This window comes from Billgrantia aerodenitrificans (assembly GCF_021404405.1).
Classification (GTDB): Bacteria; Pseudomonadota; Gammaproteobacteria; order Pseudomonadales; family Halomonadaceae; genus Halomonas; species Halomonas aerodenitrificans.
In genome coordinates this window covers 245787-268717 of sequence record NZ_JABFTV010000008.1, presented here as the reverse complement: position 1 = coordinate 268717, position 22931 = coordinate 245787, and the positions used below count along the sequence as shown (strand labels likewise).

Annotated in this window: 15 protein-coding genes and 2 pseudogenes; 11 read left to right on the top strand and 6 right to left on the bottom strand. The window is 58.9% G+C overall.

The window, feature by feature from the left end; genetic code table 11:
• The first annotated feature begins 153 nt into the window (after window positions 1-153).
• The 6 genes and pseudogenes from katG (at window position 154) to HOP59_RS16420 (ending at window position 6867) form a co-directional block, all read left to right on the top strand.
• Window positions 154-2352 carry a catalase/peroxidase HPI gene (gene katG / locus HOP59_RS16440; protein WP_234254670.1) on the top strand — a complete coding sequence of 733 codons (2199 nt, stop codon included), beginning with the start codon at window positions 154-156 and terminating at the stop codon, window positions 2350-2352.
• Window positions 2353-2815: 463 nt separating this feature from the next.
• The gene (locus tag HOP59_RS16435; protein ID WP_234245793.1) at window positions 2816-4549 is read left to right on the top strand and encodes an AAA family ATPase; all 1734 of its coding nucleotides are present in this window, start codon (window positions 2816-2818) and stop codon (window positions 4547-4549) included.
• Window positions 4550-4931: 382 nt separating this feature from the next.
• A pseudogene (locus tag HOP59_RS23700) lies at window positions 4932-5323 on the top strand (DUF6228 family protein).
• A 53-nt stretch (window positions 5324-5376) separates the two neighbouring features.
• Window positions 5377-5640 carry a helix-turn-helix domain-containing protein gene (locus HOP59_RS16430; RefSeq protein WP_234254669.1) on the top strand — a complete coding sequence of 88 codons (264 nt, stop codon included), beginning with the start codon at window positions 5377-5379 and terminating at the stop codon, window positions 5638-5640.
• 18 nt (window positions 5641-5658) lie between these two features.
• Entirely contained in the window at window positions 5659-6186 is a 528-nt protein-coding gene (locus HOP59_RS16425; RefSeq protein WP_234254668.1) for a DUF6998 domain-containing protein, read from the top strand.
• Between the two features lie 174 nt (window positions 6187-6360).
• Window positions 6361-6867 carry a helix-turn-helix domain-containing protein gene (locus HOP59_RS16420; RefSeq protein WP_234254666.1) on the top strand — a complete coding sequence of 169 codons (507 nt, stop codon included), beginning with the start codon at window positions 6361-6363 and terminating at the stop codon, window positions 6865-6867.
• 589 nt (window positions 6868-7456) lie between these two features.
• On the opposite strand, the gene HOP59_RS16415 is transcribed toward HOP59_RS16420, so the two are convergent.
• From HOP59_RS16415 to hemA, 5 genes are all read right to left on the bottom strand, one after another.
• The gene (locus tag HOP59_RS16415) at window positions 7457-8656 is read right to left on the bottom strand and encodes an MFS transporter (protein WP_234254665.1); all 1200 of its coding nucleotides are present in this window, start codon (window positions 8654-8656) and stop codon (window positions 7457-7459) included.
• A gap of 78 nt (window positions 8657-8734) precedes the next feature.
• Window positions 8735-10588 (bottom strand): asparagine synthase (glutamine-hydrolyzing), encoded by a 1854-nt coding sequence (gene asnB / locus HOP59_RS16410; RefSeq protein WP_234254664.1) that lies wholly within the window; start codon window positions 10586-10588, stop codon window positions 8735-8737.
• 22 nt (window positions 10589-10610) lie between these two features.
• Window positions 10611-11681 (bottom strand): Gfo/Idh/MocA family oxidoreductase, encoded by a 1071-nt coding sequence (locus tag HOP59_RS16405; RefSeq protein WP_234254662.1) that lies wholly within the window; start codon window positions 11679-11681, stop codon window positions 10611-10613.
• On the bottom strand, window positions 11678-12181 hold the full coding sequence (locus HOP59_RS16400) for a GNAT family N-acetyltransferase (protein ID WP_234246956.1): 504 nt from the start codon (window positions 12179-12181) through the stop codon (window positions 11678-11680). The genes HOP59_RS16405 and HOP59_RS16400 overlap by 4 nt, the downstream gene beginning before the upstream one ends.
• Window positions 12181-13413: a 5-aminolevulinate synthase gene (hemA, locus tag HOP59_RS16395; protein ID WP_234254661.1), complete on the bottom strand. Its 1233-nt coding sequence runs from the start codon at window positions 13411-13413 to the stop codon at window positions 12181-12183. The genes HOP59_RS16400 and hemA overlap by 1 nt, the downstream gene beginning before the upstream one ends.
• 156 nt (window positions 13414-13569) lie before the next feature.
• On the opposite strand from hemA, the gene HOP59_RS16390 reads away from it, so the two are divergent.
• The 3 genes from HOP59_RS16390 to HOP59_RS16380 all read left to right on the top strand — a co-directional run bounded on the left by HOP59_RS16390 (window position 13570) and on the right by HOP59_RS16380 (window position 18254).
• Window positions 13570-14433, top strand: coding sequence for a helix-turn-helix transcriptional regulator (locus tag HOP59_RS16390; protein WP_234254659.1), 864 nt, complete (start codon window positions 13570-13572; stop codon window positions 14431-14433).
• A gap of 141 nt (window positions 14434-14574) precedes the next feature.
• Complete coding sequence (locus HOP59_RS16385) at window positions 14575-14913, top strand: hypothetical protein (protein WP_234246959.1); 339 nt, start codon at window positions 14575-14577, stop codon at window positions 14911-14913.
• Window positions 14914-15098: 185 nt separating this feature from the next.
• Window positions 15099-18254, top strand: a complete 3156-nt coding sequence (locus HOP59_RS16380) for an ATP-binding protein (protein ID WP_234254658.1) — start codon at window positions 15099-15101, stop codon at window positions 18252-18254.
• On the opposite strand, the gene HOP59_RS16375 is transcribed toward HOP59_RS16380, so the two are convergent.
• The gene (locus HOP59_RS16375) at window positions 18177-19904 is read right to left on the bottom strand and encodes an FAD-dependent oxidoreductase (RefSeq protein ID WP_234254657.1); all 1728 of its coding nucleotides are present in this window, start codon (window positions 19902-19904) and stop codon (window positions 18177-18179) included. The two genes, HOP59_RS16380 and HOP59_RS16375, sit on opposite strands and share 78 nt — an antisense overlap.
• 237 nt (window positions 19905-20141) lie before the next feature.
• Here HOP59_RS16375 and HOP59_RS16370 point away from each other — a divergent pair, with 237 nt between their 5' ends.
• Window positions 20142-20582: a VapA/VapB family virulence-associated protein gene (locus HOP59_RS16370; RefSeq protein WP_103969635.1), complete on the top strand. Its 441-nt coding sequence runs from the start codon at window positions 20142-20144 to the stop codon at window positions 20580-20582.
• A 281-nt stretch (window positions 20583-20863) separates the two neighbouring features.
• A pseudogene (locus HOP59_RS16365) lies at window positions 20864-22882 on the top strand (type VI secretion system Vgr family protein); the annotation flags it as partial.
• Window positions 22883-22931 lie beyond the last annotated feature (49 nt).

Here is a 22931-nt window from a genome sequence, read left to right as displayed (position 1 = left end):
CCTTGACGGTTTAGACCTTCACTCCTTCACTGTAATGGACGGCTTACAGGACGCCTCACTGCCTTCTGGCTCGGTCAGAGGGTGCTGAATCGAGGCGATATAAATCGTCAGCCCAACTGTTCTGTAGGTCCCCATTCAGTCGAGGAGAAGACCGTGTCCGATCAAAAGCCTACACGCCGGGAGTATGGGGCGCGCACCACGTCCCGTCTGCAGGGCAACGAGCACTGGTGGCCCGACCAGCTCAACCTCAACATCCTTCATCAGAAGCACCCCGACGCCAGCCCGTTCGGTGCCGACTTCAGCTACGCCGAGGCGTTCTCGCAGCTCGATGTCGATGAGCTTTGCGCCGACCTCGATGCTCTGATGACCGACTCGCAAGACTGGTGGCCCGCCGACTGGGGCCACTACGGCCCGTTCTTCATTCGCATGTCGTGGCACGCCGCCGGCACCTATCGTGCGGTGGACGGTCGCGGCGGCGGCGGTACCGGCGCGCAGCGCTTCGCCCCGCTCAACAGCTGGCCCGACAACGGCAACCTGGACAAGGCGCGCCGCCTGCTGTGGCCGATCAAGCAGAAGTACGGCGAGAAAATCTCCTGGGCCGATCTGCTGGTGCTCGCCGGCAACCGGGCGCTGGAGACGATGGGTTTTCGCACCTTCGGCTTCGGCTACGGGCGCGCCGACATCTGGGCACCCGAAGACGACATCTACTGGGGCCCCGAGACCGAGTGGCTGGCCACCAAGGACGAGCGTTACACCGGCAGCTGGGAAGACGGCAGCCGCGTACTCGACAACCCCCTCGCCGCGGTGCAGATGGGCCTCATCTACGTCAACCCGGAAGGCCCCAACGGCGTGCCGGACGCCATGAAGTCCGCCCAGGACGTACGCGAGACCTTCGCCCGCATGGGCATGAACGACCGCGAGACCGTCGCGCTGACGGTGGGCGGCCACACCTTCGGCAAGATGCACGGCAACGGCTCGCCGGATGCCGTGGGCGAAGCGCCGGAGGGCTCGAAGATCCACCAGCAGGGCTTCGGCTGGGCCAACACCAATGAGACCGGCCTCGGCGAGTACACCGTGACCTCCGGCCTCGAAGGCGCCTGGACCCCGACCCCGACCAAGTGGGACAACTCCTACCTCAACACCATCTTCGCCCACCAGTGGGAAGTGAAGAAATCGCCCGCCGGCGCCAACCAGTGGGAGCCGGTCGAGGTCAAGGAGGGCTACTGGGTACCCGACGCCCACGTGGAAGGCAAGAAGAACCCGCCGGTGATGAACACCGCCGACATGGCGATGATCACCGATCCCACCTACCTCGAGATCGCCAAGGACTTCCACCAGAACCCGGACAAGCTCGCCGACGAGTTCGCCCGCGCCTGGTACAAGCTGCTGCATCGCGACATGGGCCCGCGCGCCCGCTATCTCGGCCCGCAGGTGCCCGACGAAGAGCTCATCTGGCAGGACCCGGTACCCGATCATCAGGGGCCGCTGGTCAACGACCAGCAGATCGCCACCCTCAAGCAGCAGATCGCCGACTCCGGCCTCACCGCCAAGCAACTGGTGAGCACCGCCTGGGCCTCGGCCTGCACCTACCGCCAGACCGACCACCGCGGCGGCGCCAACGGCGCGCGTATCCGGCTCGAACCGCAAACCGGTTGGGACATCAACAAGCGCTCCGGCGTGTTCGAGGTGATCGACAAGCTCGAGCAGATCAAGAACGCCTCGGACGCCAACATCTCCCTGGCGGACATGATCGTGCTGGGCGGTAGCGTCGGGGTCGAAATGGCGGCCAAGGCGGCCGGGCACAACGTCACCGTGCCGTTCACCCCGGGCCGCACCGACGCCACCCAGGAAATGACCGAGGTGGATACCATCGCCTACCTGGAGCCGAGGCACGACGCCTTCCGCAACTACATGCAGCCCCAGGCGACCTCCATCCCGGCCGAGCACCTGATGGTGGACCGCGCCTTCATGCTCAACCTCAGCGTACCGCAGATGACCGCGCTGCTCGGCGGCATGCGGGCCATCGGCGTCAACGTGGGTGACAATGACGACGGTATCCTCACCGACCGCCCCGGCCAGCTGACCAACGACTTCTTCGTCAACCTCATCGACATGGGCACCGTGTGGGAGCCCCTCGACGAGAGCGAAGAGCGCTTCGAAGGCCGCCACCGCAAGACGGGCGAGAAGAAGTGGACCGCCACCCGCGTCGACCTCGTGTACGGCTCCAACTCCCAGCTACGCGCCATCGCCGAGGAGTACGCCGCCAACGGCGGTGAAGAGCGCATGATCGACCGCTTCGTGAAAGGGTGGGTCAAGGTCATGGAGAACGATCGCTTCGACCTGCACCGCTGAACGACAGGTCCGCGGCAGTAACGCGGACCTGGTGGGTTTCAAAACTGACTCCGGAGGCTGAGCAACCAGCCTCCGGTTTTTTTATGTCCCGACTCAGATCAAAAGAAGTGGCGCTATCGCCGCCTCATGCTTTCGTTGGCATTGCCCTAAACGTTTCGCTTGGTTACGGTAAGTAAAAAGCCGCAGTAGACGGCTAAGTAACCAAGACGTACACAGGGACTGCCGCACTAAGGATGATGCTCATTATCATCCATTCTGCCAGCAGGGGCGGTAGCGTGCCTAATGGTCTAAATTTCAATTATTTCCTTTCCTATGCGAGAACTGCAGGCTCGATACAAAATCTCGAGGTTATGTTATTTTTATCGACATTATAGTTGTTTAAGAGTGAAGTTGAATTCTAGAAATCAATTCGTTATTTTTACGTTTGATAAGCGTGCCATGTAATATATATGGGATATTAAAAGTGAAAATAGAAGTGAAGAAAGAGTACAAGTCCTTAAGGAATTTCAGCAGCGCTGCATTAAACGATATTTCTATTATTACTGGTTTAAATGGCGCTGGAAAAAGCCATTTTTTACAGGCTATTTTAAATGGTTCTATTTCTGTAGAAGGGATAGAAAAGAATAAAATAATTTTTTTTAATAATTCTTCATTCGCGCTAACAAACGAAAAGGCCGCAAGCTCTAAAACATTAGAGGAAGAATATACTCACTTATTAAGAAGTTTTTCTCAACGCAAGGCTAGCGCTAAAAAAAATGTTGAGGCTCTCATCGATTATGAGAAAATAAAAAATATTTGTCATAGTTGTGAAAAAGGCTTCACGGAACTCACAAGAGAAGATATATCTGATAATACGCTATTTGAGAATTACATGGATGTGATCAGCTCTTATAAAAAGAGTTTGTCAAATTTAACAATAAAGATACCTGAAAAATACACTCATACTTCATATGGACAGTCGCTGTTGCGCTTGGCTTGCAAGATACCATACTCAATTCATGAAGTTAGTGATTCGGAGTTCAAGCGCTTGTTTATTCCTTATTCTTTCTCCAACTATTTACTGCCTAGCGAGCTAGCAAAGACATTTTGGGACTACTACGTCAAATACGACCATAACAAATACATGGAGTATTTAGCAAGCAAAAATGTAACATCCTCAGAAGTGAAGATATTAAATGAAGAGGAATTTGAGAGCCTCTACGGAAGAAAACCTTGGTTATTGATAAATGAAATCTTGGAAGACTTTGATTCTGTTTGCTATCGAGTTAATTCTCCTGAAGGGTTGTCTCGCGATGATAGTTATAAATATTCATTAATAAGCAAGAATAATGCAGGTCTTGCCATTGCGCATGCTGACCTCTCATCGGGTGAGCGTATATTAATGGCGCTGGTGGGTTTAATTTATAGGATGAGGTTAGATAATAATTTGCCAGATTTAATATTGTTTGATGAGGTAGATGCTTCTCTTCATCCTTCGATGATTAAAACATTCTTGAATGTTATAATTGAGAATTTGGTTTCTTTTGGAACAAAAATTATTATTGTGACCCACTCACCATCCATGGTTGCTTTATCACCGGAAGGTAGTGTTTATGTTATGAGTAAAGGTGAGGAGGTTAAGCTTGAGAAAAAGACTAAGCAGAGCGCGCTAAGTATACTAACAGAAGGTTTCGCTACGTTAGACCAGGGGCTGAAAATATTTGATGAATTGGCTCGCGCTGAAGTCACCATTATAACTGAAGGATATAATACAAAATTTATCAAAAAGGCTTGTGAGCTATTGGGGTGTGACGGTATCAATGTAGTTGCGGGAATTGAGCATCTTTCCGGTAAAAATCAGCTTAAGACCTTATATGAATTCCTGTCAAAGGTTCCTCATGATAATAAAGTGTTATTCGTTTGGGATTGCGATGTTGAGTATCAGCTTATAGATAGTAATAATACATATTCGTATGTACTAAAAAGAAACAAAAAAAATGAGCTTATACAAAAGGGTATTGAGAATATGTTTGATGAATGTTTGTTTGATGGTTTTGTGAAAACCATTTCTTTATCAAATGGTGTAATTATACGAGAATTTGATAGCTCAAGGAAAAGGGATTTTGAGACCTTTTTGCTAAATCGTAATGAACTAGAAGATTTCAAAAATTTTGAAGATTTAATAAATAAAATTGAACTGGTTAAGGGGGTGTGTTAGTTGTTGTTATATTTTTAAGTTTTATTTATTTTATAATAATTTGTACAGTGATGGTATTCGCCTGACACATGCCCCCGTGGGCTCCCTATAGTTAAGCAGTGTTCTCTGCCGTTTTCCTGGGTTCCTTCTTCGTTGCTTTGGGGAGTCCTTTTCTTGAAGACGGCATAGGGCATCGCCCCCTTCATGTTGCGGCCCTGATGCGGCCGTTTCGTGTTGTAGGTGACCAGATAGTCGTCCCGATTCTGCTTCATTTCTCCCAAGACCTCGTACCACTTGGCTCGCCCTTGGGTGCGAAAGTATTTGTCAGTATGCGTGCAGCGGAACGACAGCGCTATGCTCCAGGAACGATGTGTTTTGATGAATTCCCTTCGGGAGAGTAAGTGTGTTTTCCATCCGGTCTACAGAGTCTGATACCGAGCTTGTTTTTCTCGGCCATCGCGGTGATTACTTTGATGTTGAGCTGCGCTCTCGCCAGATAAGCGCGGCACGGGAAGTATGGGCATATACGGATGCGTATGGCCTGGCTGATCTTTTTGAATTTCTAGCTAAGCAATCTCGACCATGGCGAAGTGCTGAAGCTTGGTCCTCGATAGAAGGAGAGTTTTCCTGAGCGCTACCTGTAGCAGTACTGGTGTAGTTTCTTTCGAAGTGAAACTATGCCATTTTGGTACGTCTGAAGAATGGGAGCTACGCAAGCGCATCAGCAGCGAGTTTGGTCAGCTACCACGATTTGCCGAGATGGCTAGAGCGTTTTTTGGACCCTCACCAGAGTAATGGCCTGCGCTGTACTAGAAGTAGCAGTAACTAGCGACAAGGGTAACTATACAGTGATCATCCTCCAAGACGGGCGCTTGCGGCTGGATCGTGAGCGCTTGAAGCAGCACCGCAAGCGGCTGGGCCTGAGTCAGGAGGCGCTGGCCGAGTACTGTTTTGATCGGCGCTTGTGTGTCTCCATCGCTTCCATCAAGCGGGCGGAGAGTGGCAAGGCGGTGCTGTATCGTACCGCGCGCCATCTGGCCGAGATCTATGAGGTCGAGGTAGAGGTCGAGGTCGAGGAGCTGTCGGTGAAGGCAGAAGAGCCCAAGCGTTAGGAGATTTGAAATAAACTTATGAGTGACCTGATCGACGCTATTCACAGGCTGCGTTCTCCCCGAAAGCTACTCCAGGTAGCCGAAGCTGCTAAGCAGCGAATGGCGGACCTTGGTTTCTCGTCTGGAGCCACAGATCTAGTCGGGCAGTACGCAGAGCTGTTAGTTCAAACCCACTTCGGCGCCCGCCGATCAGCTAACTGCACAGCCGGCTGCGACCTTGTAACGAACAATGGTCTCAAGATTGAGGTCAAGGGCCGGGTTGCCAGGCGCGATGGCTATGTACCTCGCACAGATATTCGTAGCACCACGGTGGATGGGCACCAATTCGACTATCTAGTCTATGTTGTGTTTCGGCGAGACTACAGGATCGAACGGGCGTATGGGATCCCCATACATGTTTTTAAGAAGGTCGCCTCGCTGGTACAGCACAACAATAGCTTGCCAAAGTGGCGCTTCCGAGCGACAGTCGACTTGCTGGCCGCTCCTGGGGTAGATGATCTCACAGAAGATCTCCAAAAAATATTGAAAATCAGTACTTTGGAATAAAGAGCTCCTTGGGGCTAGCGGGATATTCAAGAGAAGGACATGGGCAGCCATAGCCGTAGAGGCAAATGACAACTGCCTAACCAAGTGCTTCACCTAACGGATCCGCGTATCTGAGCTTGCGCGTTAGCCCATTCCTCCTCTTATGTTCCATAAACGTAGGAAAAGCATCTAACAGTGATCATCCCCCAAGATGGGCGCTTGCGGCTGGATCGTGAGCGCTTGAAGCAGCATCGCAAGCGGATGGGCCTGAGTCAGGAGGCGCTGGCCGAGTACTGTTTTGATCGGCGTTTGTGCGTCTCCATCGCTTCCATCAAGCGGGCGGAGAGTGGCAAGGCGGTGCTGTATCGTACCGCGCGTCATTTGGCCGAGATCTATGAGGTCGAGGTCGAGGAGCTGTCGGCGGAGGCCGAGGAGGCTGCCGTTGTCGCTGCCGATATCGAGGAGATGGAGAGTGCCCGCGTACTGATCCAGTTGCACGCCGTGGCGGCCGATCCCTCGGCGTTGGCGAGCTGGGTCAGCATTTTGGCGGCAGCCTGGAGGAAGGAGGCACGGCGCTGTTCGGCCTGCCCCGGGCTTACCGTAGCGATGCGCAGCGCGGCTTGTTGTGTGCCGCCACCCTGGTGGAGCAAGGGGTGGCCCGCGGCGTTTATCTTCAGGCAGGCCACTGAATGCGATAAGTAATAAAAAAGCTACCGTCACGGTAGCTTTTGTCGGTAAAGAGCAGTCTAACTTATTTTTTTGAGGATTTGCTAGGTTTTAATTCCGGGGTATTTCCCGGTGTGTTTTTATTGTCACGTCGACGTTGGTCAAGTTTCCCTGTTGATTTAGCAGTTGGTTTTGGGCCTGGTTTAAGAGCCATGGTGGTTTTCCTTATGTGTTTGAGAGCAAGCCTCTCATGTGTCAATGTACCTGTATTGATGCATGTGTCAATAGGCACGAGATGGATGCAGTAATGGTTTCCGTCTGACCCACACCCCGTGGGCTCCCTATAGTTAAGCAGTGTTTTGTGCCGTTTACCTGTTTTCTTTCTTTGTCGTCTTGGGAAGCCCTTTCTTGAAACGTCATAGGGTGTCATCCCCATCATGCTTCGCCCTTGGTGCGGGCGTTTTGCATTGTAGGTGGCCAGATAGTGTCCTTCTGGTCCTGCTGTATCTCTTCTAGGGCATCTCACCAATGGTTGGCAGCGACGACGCTAAGCGACGTGCCACCAACTTTCAGACCGGCTTTCAGGTACGTATAAGTTACCGGCGCTCTATTCTCTCTCGATGCCTCAATTACAGGAGCCAACTTGCGTTTCGGCTACCAGCGTTCGCGGCCGGCGCAGATTGACGATCTGCAGAAGAGCACCCAGCGCTGCTACACCGCCAGCGCATGCTGCCAGTGACCAGACAGGTAGCTGCAGCAGCAGTACGAAGCCTCCGCCTGCTGCACCAATGGCGCTGCCCAAGTACAGCGCTGATTCGTTCAGGGCAATGGCTAGATTGCCGTCGCCCTTAGCTTGGCGGGCCCGGATAAGTTCGTTGTTTTGTGGCACTTGCAAGGCCCAACCAACGGCTCCCCAAAGAACGATCGGTAGCATCACCAACCAAGTACTTAGCGCAGCCGTAAGCGGTAGAACGAATAATGATACTGCAAGAATCAACATAATGGCAAAGGTCACATTTGGCCCCTTTAGACGATCTACCAGTGGCCCGACCAAGAAGCTGCCGAGTACACCGCCAATGCCCCAGACCCAGAGATAGGGTGTGACTGAGCGCACGGCGCCATAGGCCGGGTCAGCCAATAGCGGAGCGATGAAGGTGTACATGCCTAGGCTGGCAATGGCCGCAAGCAGGGAGACTGTAAGAATGACAAGCACATGGCCGTCGCTGAGAATCGTCAGCTTCTGTCTTAACGAGCTGGCTGTCGCTACAGGCAGGGCTGGAAGTTTTAGCAGCAAGCCGACAAAGGCAATCAAGCCGAGTAGGGCGACAAGCCAAAGCGCCGATTGCCATCCCATCTGCTCGGCAAACAACAGGCTGAGCGGTACGCCAAGCACCACACCGCTGGCCATGCCGCCCATAATGATTGCAATGGCCTTACCGCGGTGTTCTGGGGTGGAAACTGCCGCTGAGGCACCAATGCCCATGGCCAGGTATACGCCGGCACCTACACCCGCAATGGCGCGCCAGATCATTAGCACAGTGAAGTTTTCGGCCAGTGCGCTCGCGGCATTGGCGATGACGAACAGGCCTAGAGACAAGAGCAGGCCGGCACGCTGTCGATGGGCTGGGGTCAAGGCAACAAAAATTGGAGAGCCCAGTCCATAGGCGAGGGTGAAGGCAGTAACCAATTGTGCAGCCATCGACACGGATACCGCGAATGAGGCTTCGATCATAGGAATCAGCCCAGCGGTAACGTAGGAGGCCATGCCGAGGGCAAAGGCTCCCAAGGCTATTAGGTAAACGGAAGATTGGTTAGGAGTATTCATACTCATTGCTCACTTGGGTTCCAGGTAATATTTAAGGGAAAGGATGTGGCCCCGAGTCAGGACCACATCGCGTGAGGGCTAGAGTTCGAGACTCACGTCGTACTCGTTCAGCCAACTGTTGAGGCCGACCGCCAACTCCATGCCCATGCGCTCGTACATGGGCGAGACGCTACCGAGCGGCTTGGCAAGTGTTTGCTGGATTCGGCCTCTGTCGAGGAGCGGCGTCACCGGCGCGTTTCGATCAGCTTGGATGGCGGCTAGGGCATCGCGTAGGGCCTGTTCATAGGCAGGGTCTTGGGTCGAGGGGTAGGGGCTCTTGACCCGCTCGCTGATCGACTTCGGCAGCAGGTCGCGAGTCGCTGCGCGCAGGATGCTTTTCTCCCGCCCGTCGAAGGCCTTCATCGCCCAAGGAATGTTGAAGGCATACTCGACCAGCCGGTGGTCGCAGAAGGGCACCCGCACCTCGAGGCCGACGGCCATGCTCATGCGGTCCTTGCGATCCAGTAGGGTCTGCACAAAGCGCGTCAGGTTGACGTAGCTCATCTGGCGCATACGCTGGTCTATCGTACTTTCGGTCGGCAGTACCGGTGCTTCGGAGATCGCTTGGGAGTAGCTGTCATGCAGGAAATTCTGCATGTCCAACTGTGCTAACAGTCCCTGATCGAACAGAGGCTTACCGTCGAAATATTTGCCCGTGACTGAGGTCAGCCAGGGAAAGGTGTGGGCCTGGATCGCCTCAGGGTCGTGGAACCAGCGGTAGCCGCCGAATACCTCGTCCGCGCTTTCCCCGGACAGTGCCACTGTCGATTGCCGGCGCACCTCCTGGAACAGGCGGTAGAGCGACGGCCACATGTCCCCCCAGAAGGCCGGAGGCAGGTCGAGGGCGCGAACGATCTGCGCACGTAGCGCTGGGTCGGCCAGTTCGCGACTGTCGAGGACAATTTCCTGGTGACTGGAGCGGATCTTCTCCACTAGATCACGGACAAATGGGGCATCCGGCGTGCCGCGCACGGCGTCGCTGGTGAAGCCGCTGCCGTGATCAACGAAGTCGACGGAAAAGGAGCGAATGTTCTCCTTGCCGGCTGCCAGCAGTTTCTTCGAAGCCAGCGCGGTGATGATTGAAGAGTCGAGCCCGCCTGAGAGCAGGCTGCATAGCGGTACGTCAGCGATTATCTGGCGCTCGACGATGTCCTCCAGCAGGTCGCGGGTATGGCGAATGGTCTCGTCCAACGAGTGGCTATGCTCACGTGCTTCCAGCTTCCAATAGTGGCGGCGGTATAGGCCTTGGCGGTTGATTCGCACTACCTCGCCTGGCATCACTTCGTTCATGCCGGCGAATACGGCATGCCCCGGCGTTTTCACCATTTCCAGAATTTCTCGCAGGCCATCGGCGCGCACTTTACGCGGCACCAGGGGATTGGCCAGCAGAGCCTTGGGCTCGGAGCCGAATACCACACCGTCGGAGGTTTGGAAGTAGTACAGTGGCTTGACACCCATGCGATCGCGAATCAGCAGTAGTTCTTGGATGCGCAGATCCCAAATGGCGAAGGCATACATGCCATTGAGACGATCCACGCAGGCTTCGCCCCATTCCACATAGGCGCGTAGAACCACTTCGGTATCACTGCGGGTCTCGAACTGGTGTCCGAGTTGCTGCAGCTCGGTGCGCAGCTCTCGGAAGTTGTAGACCTCGCCGCTGTAGGGGATAGCGGCCACTTCGCGCAGGCCGCCGTGCATGGCTGTCATTGGTTGACGGCCACCTTCCAAGTCAATGATCGACAGGCGTCGGTGTCCTAGGCCGACTGGACCGTCGATCCACAGCCCACCGGCATCCGGTCCGCGCAGGGCCATAGTGTCGGTCATGCGTTGGAGGGTGCCGCGTTGCGTTTCCATGTTCTGGCTGTAGGACAGCCATCCAGTGATTCCACACATAGTCTTTCTCCTTGTGAGTGAGCTATCCAAGGCTTTCCAAGTCGCTGTCCTCGGCCAGCAGCACGCGCGTTTCGCCATGGACGTAGCGAACCGGTGGTGGGGTTTGGGCGTGGTTGTCGAGCTCGTTAAGCAGGCGCTGTAGCTCCATGGCGGTTTCGAGATCGGCGAAGGCTTGGGGTGGTTGCTCCTTGAGTGCCACTGCGTGAACCACCTGCCGGCATAGACGCGAGAGTTTGTGCAGAGTGTCGAGTCCAGGCTCGTCAGGGGCGGCTGCGAACTCGTGCAGCAAGTCCTCGGTTCCATTGGCGTTGCGTGTCCAGATTCGAAGCTGGTCGTGGTCCCAGCGCGGCGTGTCGAACACTAGGCGTGCGTGTATTAGCCGGGTATCGCGATCGACGAAGCTGAAGTCCACCGTGCGCTGGCGTGCGATGTTGACGAAGCTGGCGTAGCCGGTGACCTGCGCCTCACCCAGACTGGCGGTGAGCTGCACGGTGTCGAGCACCTCGCTGCCGGAGATCGAGAAGTCCGAGCGCACACCGAGTACGCCATGCAACTTGAGCTGGCCGGCGCGTGGGCAGATCCAGCCGAGTAGATCCAGTGCATGGATCACTTCGCTGGTCACACCGCAGGTGGGGCGGTAGTCGTTGATGCGATCCTTGCCCCAGTGGAAGCTGGCGCGCACCAGTTGCCAGTCGTTGCGTTCGACCCACTCGCGCAATTGCCGGCTGACGTCCGAGTAGCGCTCCACCAGATCCAGGGCAAAGCCACTGATGTGCTCCAGTGCGCCTAGCAGCTGGTCCAGATTGTCCTGCGGCGTAACCAGCGGCTTCTCGCAGATCACGAAGCTCCGGTAACCGGCCAGCTGTTGCAGCACTGACGCATGGCTGTGATCGTTGACGCTGACCACGACGATATCCGGCGCGAACTCCTGCAGCGCCCGGCCGACGCTATCGAAATAGGGCAGCTCGGTCGGTTTCTGCTGGCGCCCGACGTAGGCCAGCGACAGTGGCAAGCCAGTGCTCGCGGCGATATGTTCGAAGGCGCGTCGGTAGCGGTTGCCGGCATAACCTAGACCGATGATAAGGATTTTCATGCCGAGGCCTCCTGACGGATCAGCAGGCGCTCGTCGCTGATGACGAAGCCCAGTGTCTGGTACAGCTTGTCGGCAGCCTCGGTGCTCTGAAGCACCACGGAGCCTACGCTGCAGCTGGCGAACCAGCGCAGCAGGTTCTGCATCAATTGCCGGGCTATGCCACGGTTACGCCATTGCGGCTCCACCACCACCGACTGTACCCAGCCGGACAAGCCGTTAAGGCATCCGGGAGCTGGTGCACGTTGATCGATAATCGCGGTTGCACAGCCAAGCACTTCACCAGTTTCCTTGTGTTCTGCGGCTAGAACATGCACGCAATTGCTTGTGTTTAAGTGGCTGCTCAGCCAAGTGCGGTAAGCCGCGCGCCAGCGCATTGAGTCTTCTGGTGTCTTGCTCGAATACATGGCTTCAGTGCCATCCAGCAAGTAAGCACGCAGCTCCACTAGCCTGTTCAGGTCGGCCACCATCGCAGGGCGCACGATAAGGAAGGGCAGATCCATCAGGCCACCTCCGCGCTGAACACTTGGGACGCAAGCGGAATGGAGAAATGCTCGAATGTCTCGCGTAGTGATACCGCCAAATGCTCGATTTGAGCGTCGCTGTGGTTCGGTGTGGCATTCACGCGGAAGCGCTCGGTACCTACCGGTACCGATGGATAGTTGATCGGCTGCAAGTACACACCGTGGGTATGCAGTAAGCGTTCAGCCGCAGATTTGCAGCGCTTCGCCTCGCCCACCAGCACCGGTAGTACGTGCGTCTGTGAGCAGGGCATGACTGGGATGTCATGTTGTTGGAGGTATGCGCGCAGCTTGGCCGTTTGAGCGTGCAACCGCTCCCGCTCCGCACTGTTGGCCTTCAAATGCTCGACACTGGCCAGGCAACCAGCGGTTATTGCCGGAGGAAGCGAGGTGGTAAAAATGAAGCCCGTAGCGAAGGAGCGCACGGCATCGACAAGCACATGAGTCGAGGCGATATAGCCACCAATTACCCCAATGGCCTTGGCCATGGTACCTTGAATAATATCTACTTGATCGGTAAGGCCGCGTTCAGCCGCTATGCCCGCGCCACGAGGGCCGTACATGCCAACGGCATGTACTTCGTCGAGGTAGGTGAGCGCGTTGTAGTGCTTGGCAACGGCGACGATCTCTTCGATGGGGGCGATGTCTCCGTCCATCGAATAAACTGACTCGAACACCACAAGCTTTGGTCGATCCAGTTGATAGCTGGACAGTATCTGCTCTAGATGGGCTACGTCGCTATGACGGAATATCTGGCGCTCGTTGGGCGTAGAGCGGATGCCGTTCACGATAGAGGCGTGATTCAGTTCGTCGCTGATCACCACGCAGTTGGGAATGCGGCGTAGAAGGCATTGGATGGTTGCGTCGTTGGAGCCGAAGCCGGTAGGGAAAACCAGAGCAGCTTCCTTACCGTGCCAGTCGGCGAGGCTTGCCTCCAGGCGTGCGTACACTTCGTGAGACCCACCAATATTGCGTGACCCGCCTGAGCCGGCGCCATAGACCCCTAGTGCCCTGTGCATCTCGGTAAGTACGCACGGATGCTGGGACATGCCCAGATAGTCGTTACTGCACCAGATAACTACGGGTTCTGGGTGATGATCGCTCAGCCTGGCTAACGGGTACTGGCCGCAGAGGCGGCTTAGGGTGGTGAAGGTTCGATACTGATTGGAGGACTTCAGAGTCTCTAGCTGATCGCGAAGAAGTGATTGGTACATCCTGTTGACCCCTTTGCAGATTGATGACACATCAATGTGTAAACTCTTAATCAAGCAAGAGTCCTGGCCCGGGTTCGTCAGCCAGGAATGGGTATTCTTCTTCGGTTTTTCGAAGGGTACAATTTGACCGTTTATGCTATTACTTGAGGTAACCGTATGAGCGCACCTCAGACACCCTCCCAACACACCCGAGCAGAGCTGGCTGACTTTCTTCGTAGCCGCCGTGAGCGAATCTCACCGAAAGAGGTGGGATTGCCTGCTGGCGGCCGGCGGCGCACACCGGGGCTGCGCCGCGAAGAGGTGGCAGCCTTGGCTGGGGTTGGCTTGTCTTGGTACACGTGGCTGGAGCAAGGGCGGGATATTAAGGCATCTTCTGCTTTTCTCGATAACCTCTCACGAGTGCTCAAGTTGGATGAGACTGAGCGCCGTCACCTTTTCTTGCTAGCTCATCAGCGGCTGCCACCGGAGCTAGGCCATGCCATTTGTGTGGTTCCACCGTTGATAAATCGGTTGATAAATGACATCCCTTCACGACCTTCCTATGTACTTAATCTGCGCTGGGATGTGTTGATTTGGAATTCAGCCGCAGACCGGGTGTTTGGTTTTTCAAGTCGCCCCGCCGATAGGCGAAATCTTTTATGGATGCTGTTTACTAGCCCCGGCATGCGTGAGCTTTTTTCTCCTTGGGATGAGCAGGCGCTACAGATTTTATCGAGCTTCCGTCGTGACTTCGTGCGTGCCATACATGATACTGATATCACCGGCTTGGTGGCGGAACTAGAAAACGTATCACCTGATTTCAAGGCCTGGTGGCAACAGCAGGATATCCATGGTCCATGCCAAGGCATTCGCCACTTGCAGATACCCACGGTTGGACAAGTGGAGTTCGAGCATACTTCATTGTCTATCGACGAAGACCGCCACCTGCGCCTTGTGTACTACGCAGCAAAGGAAGGTAGGCCTGAGAGTCGAGATTTTGAGCAGTGGTTACAACAGGAGCCGGTGCAGGAAAACTCGTGACCGCTTTGCTTTTCAGTGGCCGACTGTCAGTGCAAATACCGTCACAAACAAGGCGCACCATTCGTGGCTTTCGACCGCTGGGAAGCCAACTCACTGCGGGGCTCGCCGCCCGCGTGCTTTGCGTTAGGTTAGGGGGGAAATATGGAGCAAGGCCAGCTAATACATGCGATCGGCTGGAGCCTGGGAGTTTTCCCGGCCATCGCCGTCATGATATTTGCCTACTACAACCGAGGCGAGTTGTGGCGGATCAGTAATCTCTTGAGCGCGCTGCTCTTGATTGGTCTTGCTGTTATGATGGTGGGTCTGCTGGGAGATTTGGTTGCAACTGCAGAGCATCTTCACTCCAGTGGGAGAATCGAGCAGGGCGTGTTCCAACAGCTTCAGACATCCGGAGCAATCTGGCTGTTGCTGTTCCCGGCTGTGGTTGGCGGAGTCGGAGTTAATCTACTATCTAGCTTTCTCACTTCCAAAAAGCCATAAAAGGAAAAGAAGCAAAGAACGTAGACGCTTGTCCTTTGATCAACAAAAAATGCCTAACGAGGCGCTGTAGTCGACGGCTTCGCAGTGGCTGAGCTGCAACGTTAGCCTCATCCCGACGGATGGCGTACCACTCGGACGTTCTTCAATAGTGCTTTTTGAAATTTGTGACCGCCAAGGAAACAACAGTGATCATCCCCCAAGACGGGCGCTTGCGGCTGGATCGTGAGCGCTTGAAGCAGCATCGCAAGCGGCTGGGCCTGAGTCAGGAGGCGCTGGCCGAGTACTGTTTTGATCGGCGCTTGTGTGTCTCCATCGCTTCCATCAAGCGGGCGGAGAGTGGCAAGGCGGTGCTGTATCGTACCGCGCGCCATCTGGCCGAGATCTATGAGGTCGAGGTCGAGGAGCTGTCGGCGGAGGCCGAGGAGGCGGCCGTTGTCGCTTCCGATATCGAGGAGATGGAGAGCGCCCGCGTGCTGATCCAGCTGCACGCCGTGGCGGCCGATCCCTCGGCGCTGGCGAGCTGGGTGCAGCATTTCGGCGGCAGCCTTGAGGAAGGGGGCACGGCGCTGTTCGGGCTACCCCGGGCTTACCGCAGCGATGCGCAGCGCGGCCTGCTGTGTGCCGCTACCCTGGTGGAACAGGGGGGGGCGCGTGGCGTTTATCTTCAGGCCGGCCATTGGCCTACGGCTACGCCGCTTTCCATGTCGGGTGGGCAGAGCGGTGTGTGGGTCGAGCGTGGCGTGGCGGTGCAGTTGGCGGAGCGCTTCGTTTTCGATGACGAAGGCGGCGAGTGGCTGCGCTATCGCCAACCCCGTGACGAGGCTCATGACGCTCGCTTCGAGCTGGTGGGGCGCCGGGTACAGCTAGGCCAGCTGCAAGCCATCCTGGAGAGCACCCAGGCCTACCAGGCCGGCCATCTGATCTATATCCGCGGTGTGGCCGGCATCGGCAAGACGCGCCTGAGCGCCGAGTTTGCCGAAATGGCCGCGGCCCATGCCGATCATCACCAGGCCGAGGTGCTGGATTTCGGTACCCGTGCCGACGAAGGCCCGCTGATGCAGCTCGCGCGTTCGCTGCTGCAAACCTCCGCCGAGGCGAAAGCGGAAATTCTGGACGAGGCTCTCCTACTGGCCCGTCTCTCGGCGCTGCGCCTGCCGATGGATCACGCCATGCTGCTGCGTCCGCTGCTGGGCTTGCCTCAGCCGGAGGAGGCGCAGTCGCTCTATGCCGCCATGACCCCCGCGACCCGCAGCCAGCGCTTGGTGCTGGCACTGCGCGATCTGCTCCTGGCGCGCTCCATTCATCGCCCGCAACTGGTGGTGGTGGAGGACCTGCACTGGGCCGACGAGGCGCTGCTGGCCACGCTCACCGGGCTGCTGCAGGGTACCCAGGAAGCGCCGGTGATCTGGCTGTTCACCTCGCGCCTGGAGCAGGACCCGCTGGAGAGCCGCCTGCGCCCGCAGCTGCCGGAGCTGCCGCTCACCCTGATCGAGTTGCCGCCGCTGCGCCCGCAGGAGGCCGAGGCCCTGGTGGCCAGCTACGGCACGGTGCCCGCCGAGCACGCCGCCCGCTGCGTGACCCAGGCTCAGGGCAACCCGCTGTTCCTGACTCAGTTGCTGCTGTTCCATCCTCATCGCAGCCTGCCGGCCAGCCTCGCCAATCTGGTACAGAGCAAGCTGGATCAGCTCACCGATCTGGATCGTCGGGCCATGTGCATCGCCGCGGTGATGGGGCAGCGCTTCTCCCTGGCCTCGCTGCAGGAGGTGCTGGGGCAGGCCGATTATCAGCCCGAACTGCCCCAGCGCTACAGCCTGGTGCGTCCGCTGGAAGAGGACAGCTACCGCTTCGTGCACGACCTGATCCTGCAAGGCATCTACGAGGGGATTCCCAAGATCCAGCGCGATCGCCTGCATCTGCGCCTGGCCGCGCTCTACGGCGAGGCGGAGCCGGGCTTGCGGGCGCGCCACCTGCATCGCGCGCGCTCGCTGGAGGCACCGAATGCCTTCCTGCAAGCGGTGGCGGCGGAAATGGCCCGCTATCGGCACGAGGAAGCCATGGCGCTGCTGAGGGATTGCCGCGCCATTGATTATGCGCCGAAGGATGAGTACCGGCTGATGCTGCTGCAGGGCCAGGTGGCGATGGCTACCGGGCAGATCCAGGCGGCGCGGGAGCACTTCGAGGCGGCACGTACCTTCGCCCGGGAGGAGCATCAGCGCATCACGGCCGATCTGTGGCTGGCCCGGGTGCTGAACATGCTCGATGCGCTGGCGGCGGAGGAGGCGATACTCGACGGCCTGCTGCCCCTGGCCGAGGCGCTGGAGGACCCCTTGCCCCTGGCCGAGGCGCTCTATCTCAAGGGCAATCTCTATTTCCCCCGGGGCGACTTTACCACCAGCCGCGCCTATCACACCCGCGCCCTGGAGCAGGCCCGCCGTGGCGGCGGCGTCCGCACTGAGATCCAGGCCCTGAGCGGGCTGGGCGATGCCCACTATGCCGAGGGGCAGATGCTCAGTACCCTCGAGCTGTTCGACCACTGCGTCACGCTGTGCCGAACCCATGGCCACGCCGATCTGGAGGCCTCCAACCTGTTCATGCTGGGTACCGCCCGCATCTACGCCAACCAGACCGAGGCGGCGCTGGCCGACTGTTTCGATGCCGCCGAGCTGGGCAAGCGGGTCGGCAATCGGCGTGCCGAGGTGGTGGCGCGGCTCACGGCGGGGTGGATTCTGCTCTCCCAGGGCGAGCCGCAAGCGGCAGACGAGCAGATCGAACAGGCGCTGACGGTGGCGCGTGGCCTGGGCTCCGGTCGCTTCGAGGCGTTCCTGCTGGAGAGTCGTGCCCGGGTCGAGTTGATCACCGGGCGCCTGGCCGAGGCGCGAGCCAGCATTGAGCGTGCCTGGCAGCTGGTCGAACAGCACGGCCTGAAGGCCTTTATCGGCCCCTGGGTGTTGGGCACCCGGGCGCTGCTGGAAGAGCAGGTCGAGACGCGCCTGGCGACGCTACAAGAGGGCGAAGCGCTGCTGGATGCCGGCTGCGTGGGGCACAACGGCTATCGCTTCCTGATCGCGGCGGCGGAGGTCAGCCTGCTCGACGGGCGCCCCGAGGCGGCCCGCCACTACGCCCGGCGCCTGACCCAACTGATGGGGGCGGAGCCCTGTGCCTGGGGCGAGCATCACCGCGCCTTGATCGAGGCCCACGCCGCTTGGCTGGAGAGCGGGGGCGAGCATGGCGAGGTGGGCGGCGAGTCGAGCGCTCAGGCCGCCCTAGAGGCTTGCTGGCAGCAGGGTGAAGCCGCCGGTCTGCGGATGACTCTGCCTTGTCTGGCTGCTGGGCGGCGCTAAGCGCAGGGGATTGGCCCGGCGCTCCGGTGCCGCCAGCAGCAGCGCGACGAGATGCGCCGACTGCTCCAGGCACTGCTCCTGCAGGCCGGCACCGCGCGTCCAGCCGCCGGCGAACAGCAGCGGGCAGACGTCCTGCCGGCCTTCGAAGCGCTTGCGCGCGGTGCTCTGGTTGTAGCGCTCTATTTCCGCCTGCGCCTCGAGGCACTCGGCATCCAGCACGTTGTGCTTGAACAGGGTCCAGGCCTTGGCTTCCAACGCGCTCTCCATCGGCGGCAGCCGGTCGCGGTAGCCAGACTCGCCGGGGGCAACACCCGCCAGCGCTACCGGGGCGTCTAGCGGCGCGGGGTGGCGGTCGAGCATCTCGCTGCGGGGAATCCGGTTCAGGTCATCCACTAGGGAGACGAAGTACTGCGGCAGGCCCGCCCGGTCGTAGCAGGGGTTCTCGGCATCGTTCTGATGGCGATTCGCCACATAGTCGATGCGGTAGGGGAAGAAGGTGTCTTCGGGGTTGCGCACCTCGATGTTGTAGGTGCGCCACAGGTTGCGATTGGGAGGTAGCCGAGCGGCGGATGTGTGGCAGACCCCGAAGCTGCGGGTGTAGCGCACCTTGCCGAGAATGTGCTGCAGCTCCCGCTGGGTCTCGCTCAGGCCATCGCCGAAGGTCAGCAGCGGCAGGGCGTCTTCGGCATGGGTGGCCATGATCAGCAGGTCGGCTTCCCAGCGGCGCTCGCCGGGCGCACGCTCCGTCAGCGTCACGCCCTGGGTCGAGAGGCTGGCTTCCACCTCGATACCGCGCAGGATCTTGACCTGCGGCCCCGGTGTCAGCGGATTGACCAGATGTGCCGCCAGCGCCTCCAGCCAGTGCTGGGCGCCATGCTCGAAGTAGCGGCGGTCCGGCGGTGAACCGCCTTCCTGAATGCGGTAGTACTCGAAGGGCGCCTGCAGCGGCATGCCGCCCGGGCCGCGGTCGTCGGCGAAGTACATGGCCGAGATGCGGGGATAGTAGATGCTGTGGCGAATGCGCTCCAGTCGGGCCGATAGCTCGGGGTCGTCCCAGTCGATGGTAGCGCTCAACTGCTCCGCCGCTTCGCCCAGCATCTCGGCGGGTGCGGCCACGCAGCCATCGAAGAAGTCGTCCACCGTATAGCGCGGGGTAATGCGCCGGCTCTCCACCAGATTGATGGCGCTGCGGTGAACCACGGCGATCAGCACTGCCAGCCGGCCCCCATCGACCAGGCTCAGCTCATGGGCCGGGTCGCTCACGCCGCGTACCAGATCCCGGTCATCGGTGAGGGCCATGCTGCCGTCGCGGCTGAAGTAGCACTCGCTGTTTTCCAGCGGCTTCATGCGCTCCAGCTCACCGATCTCGGCGAGTATCGTGCGCAGGCGGTGGTAGGTGGCCAGATTGACGTCATTCACCCCCAGGTCGGCCCAGCGGCGGTAGGGCGTCTCGGGCTTGCCCGGCATGCGCCGGTTGCCCAGGTCGACCCACACCGTCTCCGCGTTGCCGCCCAGGGTGGCCTTGCGCTCGAACAGCGTGACCTCGATCTGCCGGGCCGCCTCGCTGCCGAACTTCTGTAGGTAGTAAGCCAGCGACAGGCCGGAAACCCCGCCGCCAATGATGGCGACCCGCAGCGGTGCATGGTCCATGATGACGCCCCCAGTCGTTGTTTTCCTAAGAATCCCTCAAGAGGATGGTGTAACCAAGGGGGTGAGACGAGGTGATACCGAAGTGATCCGTTGCGCTTCGTGGGGCTGATACCGGCGTTCGTGGTGATACCGAGCTGATGCGGTCGGTATGAGATTCCTCAACTGGAATGACTGGGGCAGTAAGCCGCGGTCGAGGTCCGACCGCCATTTCCAGAACAACATACGAGGTATCACCCCATGAACGCTCCGCAAACCATCGACAAGCAGCTGATCGCCCACGACTTCCGTGTCGCCATGCATGGCAAGCTCGAGCCCGAGAAGATCGACGATGTCGCCCAGACACTGGTTGCTTCCGAAACGGCCTATCCCGCCAACGGCAGCGTGGCCAGCCTGATCTTCTATCTGAAGTTCCAGGTCAATATCACCAATGGCGGCAAGACCTTCGACGGCAATGCTGGAGGCGCCTCCTCACCGGGCGGCGGCGCACTCTTCGGGCACGTCTACACCAACGACCTCGAGCGGCTCTATCGCGACACCGTGAGCTTCGAGTTCCAAGGCACACCGGTCTACCTGAGCATCCTGTTCTTCGACAGCCACAGCAAACTGCTGGGCCACTTCCAGTCGGGGGCAGTTTCCACCGTCACCGGTGTTGGAGGTGGCAAAGGAAAGTGGCATTGAGAACGATTGAGAGACGGTATTTGCATTGACCAAGCCCCTGAGCCAGCCCACCTGACTCAGGGGTTTTTCGTTTCTCTTGCTTGTCGTCAGTACAACATACGCAGTCGTGTGGTTCGGTCGGCCGGCGGCACTCACTCTCCTTTGTAAGCTATTTCTTACATTCTTATCAGCGAAGCGCCACAGATACGCCTGGCTGCGATTGGTATGCTTTGCTGCGCGAAAATGCGCGTATACGCAAAACGACCAATAACATCGAGTACTTCCAGCCGCAGGGAGGCGACATGGCCAAGGCCACCGGTTTGCATTTCACTCTGACCTTGCCCGATACCGAGGGCCTGGCGGTCATCGAGTTCACCCACCGGGAACGGCTCTCCGCCCCCTTCGAGCTCACGGTGCGCTTCGCCAGCCGTAACGGCAGCCTCTCTGCTCGCGACATTCTCGACCGCGAGGCCACCCTGACGATCTGGCAGGACGACGAGATGCTGCGCCAGGTGAACGGCATCGTCAGCGAGTTCGCCCGTGGCGACCGCGGCCACCGCCACACCTTCTACCGGGTCGAGATCCGTCCCGCCCTGTGGCGCCTCGGCCTGCGCCAGAACTCGCGCATCTTCCAGGAGGTCTCGCCGCTCACGGTGCTCAACACCCTGTGCGACGAGCACGGCCTGACCGATCTCGCCTTCGCCGCCACCCGTGAACCCGAGCCTCGGGAGTACCTTACCCAGTACCGTGAAGACGATCTCGCCTTCGTCGAGCGCCTGGCCGCCGAAGAGGGGCTGTTCTACTTCCATGAGTTCTTCGAGGTCGGTAGCGACGAGGAGGCCCGCGCCGCCCACCGCCTGGTGTTCGCCGATGCGCCCCAGGTGCTGAGCCACCTGGGCGAGCGCACCTACCACGGCCGCGCCGGGGGCACACCACCGGCGCGTCACGTGCGTAAGCTGCAGCAGCATGCCCGGGTCGCCCCGGCCTCGGCCACGCTCAAGGACTACTCGTTCAAGAAACCTGCTTACGGACAACTGCACGACCACGCCGCACGCGATCTTGAAGCTCACGGCCAGCGAAGCGACTACGAGCACTACGACTACCCCGGGCGCTACAAGGCCGACGCCTCCGGCCAGGCCTTCACCCGCATTCGCCTCGAAGCGCTGCGCCGCGGCGCCAACACCGCCGACGCAGAGAGCGACCTGCCCGAACTCGCCCCGGGCACCCGGTTCACGCTCACCGACCACGATCTGGATGACCTCAACCGCGACTGGCAGGTGCTCGGCGTCATTCACCACGGCAAGCAGCGCCAGGCGCTGGAAGAGGACGGCTTCGTTCAGGGAAGCGAGCAAACCGATCAAAGTGATGGCCTGCGGGGTCGGGCAGGCTCGGAAGCCATGACCCAGTACCACAACGAGCTGGTCCTGATGCCCGCCGACCAGGCCTGGCGCCCCGAGCCCAAGCCCCGCCCTCGGGTCGACGGCCCTCAGATCGCCTTCGTCGTCGGTCCTGAAGGTGAAGAGATCTACTGCGACGAGCACGGCCGGGTCAAGGTGCAGTTCCCTTGGGATCGCTACGCTGAGCCTAATGAAACAGCGAGTGCTTGGATTCGTGTCAGCCAGGACTGGGCCGGCGGCGGCTACGGCAGCATGGCGATTCCGCGGATTGGCCATGAGATCCTCGTCAGCTACCTGGAGGGCGACCCCGATCAGCCGCTGATCACCGGGCGAATCTACAACGCCGTCAGCACACCGCCCTACGAACTGCCGGCGAACAAGACCCGTACCGTCATCCGCACCCAGAGTCACCAAGGCGAAGGCTTCAACGAACTGCGCCTGGAGGACGAAGCCGGTCAGGAACAGATCTGGCTCCATGCCCAGAAAGACCTGGAACTGCTGACCCACAACGACCGCACCGAAGAGATCGGCAACGACAGCCACCTCACCGTGCACCGCAACCGCATCAGCGAGATCCACGCCGACGACCACCTCACCGTGCGCGGCCAGCGTCACCTCAAGGTCGACGGCGACGACCACCTCATCGTCGGTACCACGCGCCACGAAAAGACCGCCCGCGCCCAGCTCGTCGAAGCCGGCCAGGAGATCCACCACAAGGCCGGCAGCAAGACCGTGATCGACGCCGGCGCCGAGATCACCCTCAAGGCCGGCGGCAGCTTCCTCAAGCTCGACCCCAGCGGCATCACCATCGTCGGCGCCCAGGTCAAGATCAACTCCGGCGGCAGCCCCGGCTCGGGGAGCGGGCAAGCCACAGCGGCGGCGCTGCTGCCGGGTGCCACCACGCCGGAAGCCAGCGAGGACGTGACGCTCAAATCGGTCGGTGCCGGCTTGTTCTCTCAGCTAGGCAATCTGC